This window comes from Hydrogenovibrio thermophilus (assembly GCF_004028275.1).
Taxonomy (GTDB): domain Bacteria; phylum Pseudomonadota; class Gammaproteobacteria; order Thiomicrospirales; family Thiomicrospiraceae; genus Hydrogenovibrio; species Hydrogenovibrio thermophilus.
Map to the genome: position 1 here is coordinate 2,503,928 of NZ_CP035033.1, position 13,518 is coordinate 2,517,445.

The 13,518-nt window shown below is 52.1% G+C and carries 14 protein-coding genes; 9 read left to right on the forward strand and 5 right to left on the reverse strand.

Features of this window, described 5'->3' with window-relative positions; all coding sequences use genetic code 11:
* Positions 1–7 precede the first annotated feature (7 nt).
* Positions 8–460 (reverse strand): PAS domain-containing protein, encoded by a 453-nt coding sequence (locus EPV75_RS11690; RefSeq protein ID WP_128385510.1) that lies wholly within the window; start codon positions 458–460, stop codon positions 8–10.
* Positions 461–770: 310 nt separating this feature from the next.
* Between EPV75_RS11690 and EPV75_RS11695 the strand changes: the two genes are divergently transcribed.
* The 4 genes from EPV75_RS11695 (at position 771) to mtnN (ending at position 4,053) form a co-directional block, all read left to right on the forward strand.
* The gene (locus tag EPV75_RS11695) at positions 771–1,793 is read left to right on the forward strand and encodes a c-type cytochrome (RefSeq protein ID WP_128385511.1); all 1,023 of its coding nucleotides are present in this window, start codon (positions 771–773) and stop codon (positions 1,791–1,793) included.
* A 99-nt stretch (positions 1,794–1,892) separates the two neighbouring features.
* On the forward strand, positions 1,893–2,759 hold the full coding sequence (locus EPV75_RS11700) for a glucosaminidase domain-containing protein (RefSeq protein WP_128385512.1): 867 nt from the start codon (positions 1,893–1,895) through the stop codon (positions 2,757–2,759).
* A 56-nt stretch (positions 2,760–2,815) separates the two neighbouring features.
* Positions 2,816–3,337 carry an S-ribosylhomocysteine lyase gene (gene luxS, locus EPV75_RS11705; protein WP_029939117.1) on the forward strand — a complete coding sequence of 174 codons (522 nt, stop codon included), beginning with the start codon at positions 2,816–2,818 and terminating at the stop codon, positions 3,335–3,337.
* A gap of 5 nt (positions 3,338–3,342) precedes the next feature.
* On the forward strand, positions 3,343–4,053 hold the full coding sequence (gene mtnN, locus EPV75_RS11710; protein WP_128385513.1) for a 5'-methylthioadenosine/S-adenosylhomocysteine nucleosidase: 711 nt from the start codon (positions 3,343–3,345) through the stop codon (positions 4,051–4,053).
* A 46-nt stretch (positions 4,054–4,099) separates the two neighbouring features.
* Here mtnN and EPV75_RS11715 read toward each other — a convergent pair whose 3' ends face one another.
* A complete protein-coding gene (locus tag EPV75_RS11715; RefSeq protein WP_164730714.1) occupies positions 4,100–5,608 on the reverse strand; it encodes a putative bifunctional diguanylate cyclase/phosphodiesterase in 1,509 nt (502 codons plus the stop codon).
* A 161-nt stretch (positions 5,609–5,769) separates the two neighbouring features.
* Here EPV75_RS11715 and purT point away from each other — a divergent pair, with 161 nt between their 5' ends.
* The 3 genes from purT to rpoH all read left to right on the forward strand — a co-directional run bounded on the left by purT (position 5,770) and on the right by rpoH (position 8,857).
* On the forward strand, positions 5,770–6,951 hold the full coding sequence (purT, locus tag EPV75_RS11720; RefSeq protein ID WP_128385515.1) for a formate-dependent phosphoribosylglycinamide formyltransferase: 1,182 nt from the start codon (positions 5,770–5,772) through the stop codon (positions 6,949–6,951).
* Positions 6,952–7,279: 328 nt separating this feature from the next.
* On the forward strand, positions 7,280–7,714 hold the full coding sequence (locus tag EPV75_RS11725; protein ID WP_029939121.1) for a flagellar export chaperone FliS: 435 nt from the start codon (positions 7,280–7,282) through the stop codon (positions 7,712–7,714).
* 288 nt (positions 7,715–8,002) lie between these two features.
* The gene (gene rpoH / locus EPV75_RS11730) at positions 8,003–8,857 is read left to right on the forward strand and encodes an RNA polymerase sigma factor RpoH (RefSeq protein ID WP_128385516.1); all 855 of its coding nucleotides are present in this window, start codon (positions 8,003–8,005) and stop codon (positions 8,855–8,857) included.
* An 88-nt stretch (positions 8,858–8,945) separates the two neighbouring features.
* On the opposite strand, the gene EPV75_RS11735 is transcribed toward rpoH, so the two are convergent.
* The 3 genes from EPV75_RS11735 to aroK are packed head-to-tail and all read right to left on the reverse strand — an operon-like array spanning position 8,946 to position 11,526.
* Positions 8,946–9,869 (reverse strand): D-hexose-6-phosphate mutarotase, encoded by a 924-nt coding sequence (locus tag EPV75_RS11735; RefSeq protein WP_128385517.1) that lies wholly within the window; start codon positions 9,867–9,869, stop codon positions 8,946–8,948.
* Positions 9,870–9,908: 39 nt separating this feature from the next.
* On the reverse strand, positions 9,909–10,991 hold the full coding sequence (aroB, locus tag EPV75_RS11740; protein WP_128385518.1) for a 3-dehydroquinate synthase: 1,083 nt from the start codon (positions 10,989–10,991) through the stop codon (positions 9,909–9,911).
* Positions 10,992–11,001: 10 nt separating this feature from the next.
* On the reverse strand, positions 11,002–11,526 hold the full coding sequence (gene aroK, locus EPV75_RS11745; RefSeq protein WP_029939125.1) for a shikimate kinase AroK: 525 nt from the start codon (positions 11,524–11,526) through the stop codon (positions 11,002–11,004).
* Positions 11,527–11,692: 166 nt separating this feature from the next.
* Here aroK and gmk point away from each other — a divergent pair, with 166 nt between their 5' ends.
* Both gmk and EPV75_RS11755 read left to right on the forward strand, forming a co-directional pair.
* On the forward strand, positions 11,693–12,310 hold the full coding sequence (gene gmk, locus EPV75_RS11750) for a guanylate kinase (protein WP_128385519.1): 618 nt from the start codon (positions 11,693–11,695) through the stop codon (positions 12,308–12,310).
* 16 nt (positions 12,311–12,326) lie between these two features.
* Positions 12,327–13,511, forward strand: coding sequence for a DegT/DnrJ/EryC1/StrS family aminotransferase (locus tag EPV75_RS11755; protein WP_029939127.1), 1,185 nt, complete (start codon positions 12,327–12,329; stop codon positions 13,509–13,511).
* The last annotated feature ends 7 nt before the right edge of the window (positions 13,512–13,518 follow it).

Genomic DNA, 13,518 nt, shown 5'->3' on the forward strand with positions numbered 1-13,518 from the left:
ATTCCGCTTACTTTGCCGGAAGCTGCGCTTCCAATTCAGCGATGCGAGCTTGCGCGGCTTCCAGTGACTGCTTCAACTCGACGATTTCGGTCACATCCTTTTGAATGCCAATATAATAGGTCAAGCCATCGGTCTTGTCATAAAACGGCGTGACGCTCAACTCGTTCCAAAACGGCGCGCCGTCCTTACGGTAATTTTTCAGAATGGTACGCACCGGCGCACTCTCGTCAATCGCTTGGCGGATTTGTTGCACCGGCACTTGTTCCGTGTCGTCGCCTTGCAAGAATCGGCAATCCTGATAGAGGATTTCATCCGACGTGTACCCCGTCAATTTTTCAAACGCCGGGTTCACATAAATCAACACCGTGTCCTGGTCTTCCTTTTCCGCGATGACGATTCCGTCCTGAGCATTTTCAACCAACTCTAAAAGCGTTTCGTAACGCAGCTTCGCATCTTTCATTTCATCACCGTTTATCCGAGATCACTGACGCCATTCTACCCAAAAACCGTCACCGCCGACACCACTGCAAAATTTTTTACACTTGACTTGCTTCCCAAAACCCTTAGCCTTTCAAACGATAGGTTTATTTCAAGAGACCTTTGTATGAGTGAGGCGCGTTAGGAAAATGAGAGAAAATTTCACAGGTTTTAGTGAAAAAACACGCCTAATAGCCAGCTATTAGGTAGTTTTTTGGCTGAAAGATGTGGAATTTTAGCCATTTTAATTCGTGCATTCACTCGTACAAAGGTCTCTCAAAGAGGAGAGATACATGAAAACAGCCCTTACGCTCATTGCGGCCGTCGGCTTTTCCGGCTCACTGTTCGCAATGGACATCAGTCCTTATAAAGTGGGCGAAAAACTCAATGCCGAACAGGCCAAGGAAATGGAAAAGCGCTTCAAGGAACGCCAGGTACAGGATTGGCAAGTCCCGAAAGCCGCCGATATCGACAAAGAGCCGAACGCCAAGGAAATTCGTTACGGCATTCAGTTGCTCGACAAAACCGTCGAGACCGTCGGCCCGAAAGTCGCCAATCCGAACCTGCGTTACTCCGGCAACTCCCTGAACTGTACCAGCTGCCACATCAAAGGTTCCGATGGGTTACCGGGCACCATGCCGTTCGGCATTCCATTCGTCAATGTCATGAACGACTACCCGAATTTTCGCAAACGCAGCATGACCATCGGTTCGCCAGAAGACCGAGTCAACGGCTGTATGACGCGTAGCCAGGGCGGCGGCAAGGCCATGCCGAACGATTCCACGGAAATGAAAGCCATCATCGCTTATTTCACCTGGCTGTCCAAGGGCACCAATCCGCATGACGCCATGCAATACACCGGCCTACCCAACGTTGACCTACCTAACCGCGCCGCCGACCCGAAAGCCGGCAAATCCTTGTATACGGAACATTGCGTCGCCTGCCACCAAGCCAACGGCCAAGGGTTGAAAACCGCGACTTACGGCAAAGACGGCAGTTACACTTTCCCGCCGTTGGCCGGTAACGACTCCTTCAACAACGGCGCGGGCATGAGCCGCATCATCACCGCCACCAAGTTCATTCACGCCAATATGCCGCTGGGTGCGACGTATAAATCGCCGGTGCTGAGCGTCGGCCAGGCTTATGATATTGCTGCCTATGTGGAATCTCTGCCGCGCGCCACCCATCCGGATCGCGCCAAGGATTTCCCGAATCCGAACTTCCGCCCGGCCGATTATCCGGTGCCGGCCTACTTCAACGGTGACAAAGCCGCGCTGGAAAAAGCTAAATACGGCCCTTTCGACAGCAAAAAATAACCGTTAAATAAACGACCCGAAACCATTCGGGTCATATCTTCACCTGCGGTTTTCTTTTATAATGTCGGTTTTCAACCGCATTTTAAGGAGCCGCTTTTCATGATTCGCACGTCCGGACTTGTCCCACTTTCTTTCATTGCTTTCGGCCTGTTCATCAGCGGCTGCTCCGAATCGGACACCCCCGCGCCAGCGGCCACGACCGACACAGCACAAACGGCGAAACCCGTTCAACAACCGGCATCCATACCCGAAAAGCCAATCGCCCCTCCGACACCGGCCAAAGTCGACGTCAAACAGCAAGCCCTGCCGGCGATTCCGAAATTCATCGACTTCCCGGCCGGTCCGCCGCGCAAGCAAGCGTTTTTCGATTTCATGACTCCTTTGGTTCACCGCGCCAATGACGCGGTACTGGAAAAACGCCACCGCTTGCAATCGATTATTCTGAAAAACGACCCCAGCCAAAACGACCAGGCCTGGCTAAAAGCGCAGGCCGACCTATACGGCGTGGAGCCGTTTGATTTCAACCAGGCCGCCGACCGCACCGCGCTGCTGAAACGCATCGACAAGGTGCCAACCGCTTTGGCGCTGGCGCAAGGCGCCAATGAAAGCGCCTGGGGCACCTCCCGATTTGCCCGCCAGGCCAATAACTATTTCGGCCAATGGTGTTTTACCGAAGGCTGCGGCTTGGTCCCGAAACAACGTAGCAAAGGCGCGATTCATGAAGTCCGGGCCTTCAAGCACCCTTACGATTCGGTGGTCAGTTACATCCACAATCTGAACAGCCACAGCACTTATGCCAAGCTGCGCAGCATCCGAGCGAAAACCCGCGCCGACAACCAACCCCTGACCGGTCTGGAAATGGCTGAAGGGTTGGTGAATTATTCCGCCCGAAAACACGAATATGTCAAAGAATTACAGAGCATGATTCGTTACAATAAGCTCACACAATACAATCAAAAACCTTAATATTATTAAGGTGTTAAGCGCACGTTACTTAACACAAAACACGAAAGGACAATCTTATGCCACTACTCGACAGCTTCACCGTTGACCACAAAATCATGAAAGCCCCGGCGGTTCGCGTCGCCAAAACCATGACAACCCCGGGCGGCGACACCATCACCGTGTTCGACCTGCGCTTCAACAAGCCGAATGTCGACATGATGGGCGAAAAAGGCATCCATACCTTGGAACACCTGTTTGCCGGTTTTATCCGTGCGCACCTCAATGCCGATGATGTCGAAATCATCGACGTATCGCCGATGGGTTGTCGCACCGGTTTTTACATGAGCTTGATTGGTACGCCGGACGAGCAACGCGTGGCCGATGCTTGGATGAAAGCCATGCAAGACGTCTTGAACGTGGCCAAAATGGAAGACATTCCGGAACTGAACGAATACCAGTGCGGCACTTACAAGATGCACTCGCTGGACGAAGCCAAAGCCATCGCCCAGAACATCATCGACCACGGCATCGGCATCAATAAAAACGACGAACTGGCGATGGACACCGACACCTTGCGCAAGCTTGGCAACGAGGTGTAATTCACATGAAAGTCGCCATTATCGGAGCCATGGAAGAAGAGGTGGCGTTGCTGCGCAACCAGATTCAAAACCTGACCACCGAAGTCCACGGTGGGTTTGAATATTATCTCGGTCAAATTGACGGACTGGACGTGGTGTTGCTACGTTCCGGCATCGGCAAAGTCAACGCCGCCATCGGCACCGCCTTGCTGATTAAGTTGTACGAACCGGATTACGTCATCAACACCGGTTCGGCGGGCGGCTTTCATGCGGACTTGGAGGTGGGCGATATTGTCATCAGCGCGGCCGTCTGCCATCACGATGTGGACGTCACGCCTTTCGGCTATGCCCGCGGCCAAGTTCCGGGCCACCCGGAAAACTACACCGCCGACCCAGGCCTGGTGGAAATCGCCAAAAACAGTATTGAAGCGTTACAGGAAGTCAGCCATATGCATGGTTTGATTGCCACCGGTGACCGTTTTATGCACTTGCCGGACGATGTGGAGACCACCCGCGGTCACTTTCCGGAAATGATTGCCTGTGAAATGGAAGCCGCCGCCGTGGCGCAAACCTGCCATGCTTTTGACGTGCCGTTTGTCATTATCCGCTCACTGTCGGACATTGCCGGCAAGGAAAACGCGGTGACATTCGAACAGTATCTCGATCAGGCGGCGACTCATTCGGCCCGTTTGATTTTGGAAATGTTAAAGGAAATGAAAACGCAATCCGCCGCTTAAACGGCGAACGCTTCAGGCGGCCTTCATCGTTAAGAAAAACGACGTTTTAGGTAAGAAGCTGCTCGAAGGATTGCGCATCGATGGGTTGCGTCCAATAAGGCCCTTGCCCCAATGAGCACCCCCATTGTTTCAGGGCCACGGCTTCAGACTCCTCATCCAACCCGGTGGCAATCATGCAGGCATCCAAGCCCTGCCCCATCTGAATCAACGCTTGAATCCATTTTCGACCGGCGGCCGAAGCCATTTGCGTTTTCAGCCAGGCCTGGTCGAATTTGAATTCCTGCACGTTCAATCCGGACAGCACCGGCAAATTCAGCGGCGTTGCGCCCAATCCGGTCAAGGTCATCTGAAAACCGGCTTCGGACAACTCTTTCAGCTTCTCGACCAACTGACCATCAAACTGATCGAATTTGTCCATGGCGAATGCCAATTGCAGTTGATTGGCGGTAATGCCATATTGCACCAGACGTTGCAGCAACAATGTCAAAAAGTCGTCTTTTTGCCATAACGCATCCAACACCGGCACTGTCACCACCAGTTCCGCATCACATTGCGACCACTGTCTCAGGTAAAAACAGGCCGTGTCCAACAGCCACAAACCCAGCGTCTCTTCATAACCACTGTTTTTCAGCAACACCTGCCAATCTTCAAAAGGCTGACGACTGCCATCCGCTTTGACCCATTCCAATGAAATGTAACCGCCGACAATACGGCTTTGTTTTAAGTCAATCTGCGGTTCGACATACGTCTGAAACTGCGATGCTTGAATCGCGTCTTCGAAAGCCTGTTGCAACTCATGCGACTTCACCGGCACTTCGAATTTCACGTCGTCGTAAAAACGGAAGGTTTTTTTGCCTTTCGATTTCGCCACGTATAAAGCTTCGTCGGCCTGTTCAATCAATTCGGAAGACAGTTTGGAATCCTGCGGGAATTGCGACACCCCGATGCTGGTGGACGTCAGCACTTCCACGCCATCAAACCAATAAGGGCGAGAAATTTCGGTCACGATGCGGTTACAAATAACTTCGATGTCCTCACGGGACGACACATCCGACAATAAAATCACGAATTCGTCACCGCCTAAGCGACTGACAATATCGCCGTCGCGCACCGACGACACCAAACGGCCGCTGACGTAACGCAGCAGCTCGTCACCAATGTGGTGACCAAGCGTATCATTGACCTGCTTAAAGCCGTCCAGATCCAAAAACAGCAATGAAAAAATGGTGTCCTTTTCCGTCGCGCCCTGAACCAGCTTATCGAGAATGTCATGAAAATAGCCGCGATTCGGCAAATGCGTCAAGGAATCGTAATTCGCTTTACGGTACAAGTCCGCCGTGCGCTGATTCACTTCCGATTCAATCAAATAAGCCACATCCACCGAATCGGAAAAGCGAGACTGCAATTCACCCAACAGCCGATGAAAATTGGCTTTATCGTCGGTTGATTCCGTCCCCCACAGTTCCGGCTCACCCGGCGCTTTTTTACTGCGGCGTTCGGTTTTCAACTGCTCCAGTCGTGGTTCCTGAGTCAAATTGTGTGCTAACTGAGTCATAATCTCTTTCCCTTGTCTCCGCATAATCAACCCGGTTCTTTTGACAGATTTTGTTTTTAGCGGAACATGAAATCTTCTATAATTGGCTCTCAACTTTCAGCTTTAGCGGCCGATATATAATGCTATTTTCTCGTTAACTTCTCATAAGCAAAGGGGATGCCATGTTACAGATTGGGACACCATTTTCACCGACCGCCACTAAAATTTTGCTCTGCGGATCCGGCGAATTGGGCAAAGAAGTGGCCATTGAAGCCCAGCGTCTCGGCCTGGAAGTCATCGCCTTGGACCGCTATGAAAATGCCCCTGCCATGCAGGTGGCGGACCGCAGCTACACCCTGAGCATGCTGGATGGCGATGCTTTACGCGCCATCATCGAAACGGAAAAACCGGATTACATCGTGCCGGAAATCGAAGCCATCGCCACCGACACCTTGGCGGAGTTGGAAGCGGAAGGCTACAATGTCGTCCCCACGGCCAAAGCCACCCAGTTGACCATGAACCGCGAAGGCATCCGCCGCCTGGCCGCGGAAACGCTTTCCTTGCCGACCAGCCCTTACGCGTTTGCCGATAACGAAGCGGACTTTTTTGCCGCCGTGGAACACATCGGCATGCCGTGCGTGGTGAAGCCGATTATGAGTTCCTCCGGTAAGGGTCAGAGCGTCATCAAAACCGCCAATGACATCGAATCCGCCTGGCAATACGCCCAAGAAGGCGGCCGTGCCGGAAAAGGCAAAGTCATCGTTGAAGGCTTTGTCGACTTCGATTATGAAATCACGCTACTGACCATCCGTCATAAAAATGGCACTGCATTCTGTGCGCCGATTGGCCACCACCAAGAAGATGGCGATTATCGCCAGTCCTGGCAACCGCACCCGATGTCAGACACCGCCATCGCCAAAGCCGAAGACATTGCCACTCAAATCACCGATGCATTAGGGGGACTCGGCTTGTTCGGCGTGGAGCTGTTCATCAAAGGCGATGAGGTCATTTTCAGTGAAGTCTCTCCGCGCCCGCACGATACCGGCTTGGTGACATTGATTTCACAAGACGTTTCCGAGTTTGCCTTGCACGTGCGCGCCATTCTCGGCCTGCCGATTCCCAATATCGCTCAGCACGGACCATCGGCTTCCAGCGTGATTTTGCCGACCGGGCAATCCACCCAAACCCGCTTTTCCGGTCTGGAAAACGCGCTGGCGGAACCGGACACTCAACTGCGCCTGTTCGGCAAACCGGAAATCGCCGGACGCCGCCGCATGGGGGTTGCCCTGGCACGCGCCGAAACCATTGAAGACGCCATCGAAAAAGCCAAACGGGCCGCCGCGGCGGTGCAGGTAGATTTTTAACGCCCCCTCCCCAGCCACCAAACAGTTATCTCAATCTCGCTGTGAACCTTGGCGGTTCACGGCCTTCCATTTTAGTCCCGACAGAACCCTAAACTAAAACCTGCCATTTTTTTGGCAATCGCTTTTCACCCCCACTTTTTTCCACAAAAATTGCCAGGCCTGGCCGTTTTTAAAAAACGAAATAACGTTAATATTCAACCGGTTAAGTTAAAAATAACTTTTGTGGCACGCTCTCTGCTGAACAATTCCCAACACGACAACGCATCGCTCAGCAACACAATATGAATAAGGGCGGATGTGACTTTCATTTGCACACAGGAGTTGAACCATGACAACCAACCACAATATGGCGACCGAAGTAAAAGCCCCGATTCTTCAGGAATACAACAAAAACCCAAATGCGGAATCCCACTTGGCGGACAACCCGAGCAAAACCATCCTATTGCTGTTGCAAGGCGTGGTCGATAAAGGCAACCTGGCCAAAGTCTGCCACCAAAGCAATGCTCTGGTTGAAAAAGGGTTCCACCTGGGCCGCATGACCACCATTCTGGACGCCCTGCGTGACCGTTTAAGCTTGACACAAAACAGCCCGTTGGCGTTCGATCTGGATGAACTTTACCGCTATGCGGACAAATCAATCCAAGAAGCGGTTTTTGAAAAAGACACCTTTTATTTGGACAGTGCCATTGAAATTCTGACTGAAGTCCGTGATGCCTGGCTGGAAATGATGCAACAATCCGGTCAAGTCGCGATGGACGACTAACCCCAGTTTCACCCATCGGCCGAAGTCTTATTCGGCCGTTTTAACCCTTCCAAACCGACTTTAATGTCCCTTTAGCACTCGCCAAGCACGGCAGCCTCCAACAGCCCATACACACCCAACACATAACTTTAATAGTTAAAAACAAGTTTATGTTTTTAAAGAATATTAATCTTTTAATATTTTGGTCATTTTTTGTCAAAAAACATTAGCACTCTCTTGACTTGACTGCTAAAAAAAGTGTAGTATGATGACATTAATGATTAAACCGAATACACAAGGAGAAAGCGCATGACAAATCAACTGATTCCGTTCGCGAATAATCTTACTCCTGGCCAGAACCTTGAAAGCTATTTGAGAACCGTTCAGACCATACCGCAATTGTCGGCTGAGGAAGAAAGAACGCTCGCGGAACAATTGTATTATCAGCAGGACCTGGAAGCGGCTCGCCAGCTGATTCTGTCCTCTCTACGCTATGTGGTGCCGATTGCCCGTTCGTACAAAGGGTACGGCTTGCCGCTGGGTGACATTATTCAAGAAGGCAACATTGGCTTGATGAAAGCGGTGAAACGCTTTAATCCGGCTGAGAATGTCCGCTTAATGACCTTTGCCGTGCATTGGGTACGCGCCGAAATCAATGAATACGTGATTCGTAACTGGCGTATCGTCAAAACCGCCACCACCAAAGCACAGCGCAAACTGTTCTTTAAACTGCGTAGCACGAAAAAATCGTTGGAATGGTTCGGTGATAAAGACGCCGACGCCGTGGCAGAAGAACTCGGCGTGACCCGTAAAGACGTACTGGAAATGGAAACCCGTCTGTATGGGCAGGACATGTCCGTTGATTTGCCGTCCGACGATGACGAGTCACCGGCAAAGAATTATCCGGTACTGGTCAGCCCGGAACTGGATCCGGAAACGCAACTGGTAAACGAATCCCAAGCGGATTATGAGCTGAACCAGATGAAACAAGCGTTGCTGAGCCTGGATGAACGTAGCCGCGACATTCTGCAACAACGCTGGTTAAGCGAAAGCAAAACCGGCCTAAAAGAATTGTCGGAAAAATACGGCGTGTCCATGGAGCGTATTCGCCAAATCGAACAACAGGCAATGAAAAAATTGCGTTCCAATATGGTCTTCGGCTGAGATTTCACCGCAACCCCACAAACTAAAACGGCGCTTTTCAGCGCCGTTTTTATTTCCGTCCGTTATCAATCGATTCACTATCAACCACTTAACTCGACTCGGCCGAATACGCCTGTTCCGTCAACATCATGCGCAAGGTGTGTTCGGAACCGGGAGCCACGGTCACGGCATTCTGCAGCACATTACCGGCTTCGACACACAGCATTTTCGGCCAGGCCTGGTCATTCATGTCGGCAAAACCTTTGATGATTTCCGGCCCCGGATTCCACACCACCGACGATACGGCCGATTCTTTTTCAATGCGTATGCAGCGGTTATAACCCGGATCCCGAATAATTACCGGCTCCGTCTGATCGATGAAGACCGAGTCAATCGGCGGCTGAATTTTAAGCGGTGCGGTTTGGAAATAGCTTTCGGCGTAAGTGAGCTTGTCAAAACACTCACTGCCCTGTAGCCCGTCAACCACAACCTCCGGCGCATTCGACACCGAAAAATAAGTATGCAGCGCTTCGGTAATATCGACCGGTTGATCGCTCAAATTATGCGTCGTCAAAGACAATGCCAGAGACTCCCCGATGGTGACCGTCAATTGCAGTTCAAAAGCGTGCGGCCATAATGCCAAAGTGTCGGGCGACGACGCTGAGGTCAGCACCAGCTTGGTTTGTGTCGGCGACACGGCGGAAACCGATGCCAGCTCCCAGACTTGGTTACGCACGAACCCGTGGGCCGGCAACCCCGGTTTATCGGCCTGCCCGAACCACGGCCAGCAAACTGGAATACCGCCACGGACCGGCTTTTCGCCACTGTAAACCGCGGACTCCGACACCCAAAGCCAATCTTGCTGGGAGGTTGCTTCCGACAAGGGCGTGAAGCTCAGCACACTGGCGCCGTGAGTCGTCAATAAAGCGTTTGCAGCCGCATTCCTCACTTCCACCATCACCAAACCGTCTTGGCGGTAAAAGCGTACGCCTTCCACGGAAAACGTTTGTTGCAATGCTTCGACACTCTGCATGGTCACTCCTTAAGGACGGTTAGGAAAGGTCTGATTGACTCAACGGTACTCGGTCAGAGTTCTTTCCAAAAGCGCCGGCGAATAATCGCCGGTGACATACGCTTGCCCAATGGCTTTCAGCAACACCAAACGAATCTTGCCGGCCTGGACTTTTTTATCCCCGGCCATCAATGCCAGAAAGCGTTCATTGGGCATGTCATCGGTGGACGGCGGCAACACCGGCAAACGCGCGGCACTTAAAATCGCCGCGGCGCGATCCTGATCGGCCTGGGTCAAATCGCCCATCAACTTGGACAGGTAAATCGCCTGCATCATCCCGGCACTCACGCCTTCGCCGTGCAGCCAAACGCCATAGCCCATTCCGGCCTCAATGGCGTGGCCGAACGTGTGCCCCAAATTAAACAGCGCCCGCAATCCGGCCTCTTTTTCATCCTTGGCGACAATGTCCGCTTTATTCTGACAGGAACGTTCGATGGCTTCCGCCAAAACATCGGCTTTGCGATCCAGCAGGCCTGGTAGATTTTGCTCCAACCACTCAAAGAACGGATAATCGACAATCAGACCGTACTTGATGACTTCCGCCAAGCCGGCGGACAATTCACGGTCTTCCAAGGTGTTCAAGGTATCGGTGTCGATGACCACACACTCGGGCTGATGAAACGCGCCGATCATGTTTTTGCCTTGTGGGTGGTTCACCCCGGTTTTACCGCCGACCGAAGAGTCCACCTGAGACAACAATGTCGTCGGCATTTGAATGAAATTCACCCCGCGCTGATAGGCCGCCGCGGCAAACCCGGTCATATCCCCAATGACCCCGCCGCCCAAGGCGACAAAGGTACACTTTCGGTCGAAATGATGTTCAATGGCAACGTCGAAAATGCGGTTCAAAATCTCCAGGTTTTTATACTGCTCGCCGTCCGGTAACACCACCGTTTGCACATCGTAATCGGAAAAGGTTTGTTTGACCCGCTCCAAATACAACGGCGCCACCGTGGTATTGGAGACAATCAGCACCTGCGTGCCGGTCACATAGGGTTGAATCAATTCCGGCTGGTCAATCAGGCCTTGACCGATGAAAATAGGGTAACTGCGATCCCCTAAATCGACTGTAAGAGTTTTCAATTGCTCATCCTTAAATCACTTGCTGTTGCTGAAGGCGGTCAACAATCTGTTTCACCACGCGATGCACCGACACCTGTTCGGTTTCAATCACCAAATCGGCCACTTCTTCGTACAAGGGGCCACGCTCCTCGATGACTTGACGCAACACCGCCTTCGGGTCTTCGGTTTGCAATAACGGACGGTTACGGTCGTGACGCGTTCGCTGCACCAAGGCTTCCACCGACGATTTCAAATACACCACGAACCCGCGTGTCCGAAGACACTTGCGGTTTTCCGCCATCAGCACCGCGCCGCCACCGGTCGCCAACACGATTTCCGGCCGCTGCGTCAACTCGTCAATCACGCCGGCCTCACGCGCCCGAAAACCGGACTCGCCTTCGATATCAAAAATCATCGGAATGGTGGCGCCGGTTTTTGCTTCGATTTCATGGTCGCTGTCGACGAATTCATAGCGGAGCTTTTCCGCCAGAAAACGGCCGACCGTCGACTTGCCCGCACCCATCGGACCCACTAAAAAAATACTTTTATTTTGCATATTTCTTATTGTAGCCTAATCGCAACAAATTTAGGTAAACTCTGTTAAAATGTCGTGTCTAAAATAAGCGATGCTGCCAATACGCTTACCGAATCAAGCGCCTTATCCGTCCAGCATCCTTTTCAGAACGATTGCAACAGACGAGACGCTAAGGAATCAAACTCTTATGGCTGGCACGCTTTTTATTATCTCCGCACCGTCCGGTGCCGGTAAAACGTCACTGGTAACCAAGCTGATTGAACGAGACAGCCGCATCCAAGCGTCCATTTCCAGCACGACCCGGCCGATTCGTCCCGGCGAAGAAGATGGCGTCAATTACCACTTTCTGACGACCGAAGCCTTCCAACAAAAAATCGACGACGGCGATTTCCTGGAACATGCCAAAGTGTTCGACAATTATTACGGCACGTCCAGAAGCGCGGTCGAGTCGACCTTGGCGGCGGAGAAAGATGTGATTCTGGAAATCGATTGGCAAGGCGCTCAACAAGTGCGAAAATTGATTCCGGACGCCATCAGCATTTTCATCTTGCCGCCCAGCTTGAAAGAACTGGAACGTCGTTTGACCGGCCGCGGAACCGACAGCCAGGAAGTTATCCAGCGCCGAATGGATGATGCCGTCAGCGAAATGCAGCATTTCGACGAATTCGACTATCTGGTGATCAACAACAATTTTGATATCGCCCTCAACGAATTGCACAGTATTTTCATGGCCACCCGCCAGCGTCTGAAGCGACAATATGCGGAACACGCCAATATGATTAACGAATTGACCCAACAAAACTAACCAAAGGACCCGAACGATGCCCGGTTTTGAACTTTTTGATGATGCCGAAAAACAACAGATTAACGAAGTCATGGAGAAAGGATTCACCTTTCGTTACAACTTCGACGGCATGCGTAACGATGTCTGGAAAGCCCGTGAACTGGAAGGCTTGATTTGCGACACTTTGAAAGTCAAACACGCTCACTTGGTGTCCAGCGGCACCAATGCCTTGTCAACCGCACTGGCTTCCGCCGGCATCGGAGCCGGTGATGAAGTCATCGTACCGCCGTTCACCTTCGTCGCCTCAGTGGAAGCCATTGTACTGGCGGGCGCCATTCCGGTGTTTGCGGAAATCGACGAAACCCTGACCTTGTCGCCGGAAGGCATCGAAGCAGTCATCACGCCGAAAACCAAAGCCGTGAACTTCGTCCACATGTGCGGCTCCATGGGCCACATGGACGAAATCAAAGCCATCTGCGATAAACACGACCTGGTTCTGCTGGAAGACGCCTGCCAAGCGACCGGCGGCACCTATAAAGGTCAAGCCCTGGGCACCATCGGCCAAGTCGGCGCCTTGTCCTTTGACTCGGTCAAAACCATTTCCTGCGGCGAAGGCGGCGCCATCCTGACAAATGACGACACCATTTACACCCATGCGCACCAATACTCGGATCATGGGCACGACCACATCGGGGCAGACCGCGGTGCGGAAAGCCACCCGATCATGGGGACCAACTACCGCATCTCCGAGATGAATGCCGCCATCGGTGTGGCGCAATGGAAAAAGCTGGATCGCATTCTTGACATCCAGCGCAAAAACAAACAAGCTTTAAAAAACGCTTTGTCGCAATACGACGAAGTCGCTTTCCGGGTGATCCCGGATGAAGCCGGTGATAACGCAGGATTCTTAAGCATCATCCTGCCATCGGAAACACGTACCCGCGAAGTGGTTAAAGCCTTGGGCGAAGCCGGCGTACCGGGCGTGTTCTATTGGTATGCCAACAACTGGCATTACTTCAAGAACTGGGACCACATCCAAAACATGACGGGCCCAGCCAAACTGCCGATTGAACTAATCGCTGACCGTCCCGACTACACCCAAGTCTCGACGCCAAAATCGGACGACATCATGAGCCGGACACTTTCCATGCTGATCAACCTGTCTTGGTCGGATGAAGACATCCAGATGCGCATTGATGCCTTTGCCAAAGTCTTTAAATAAACGTTTA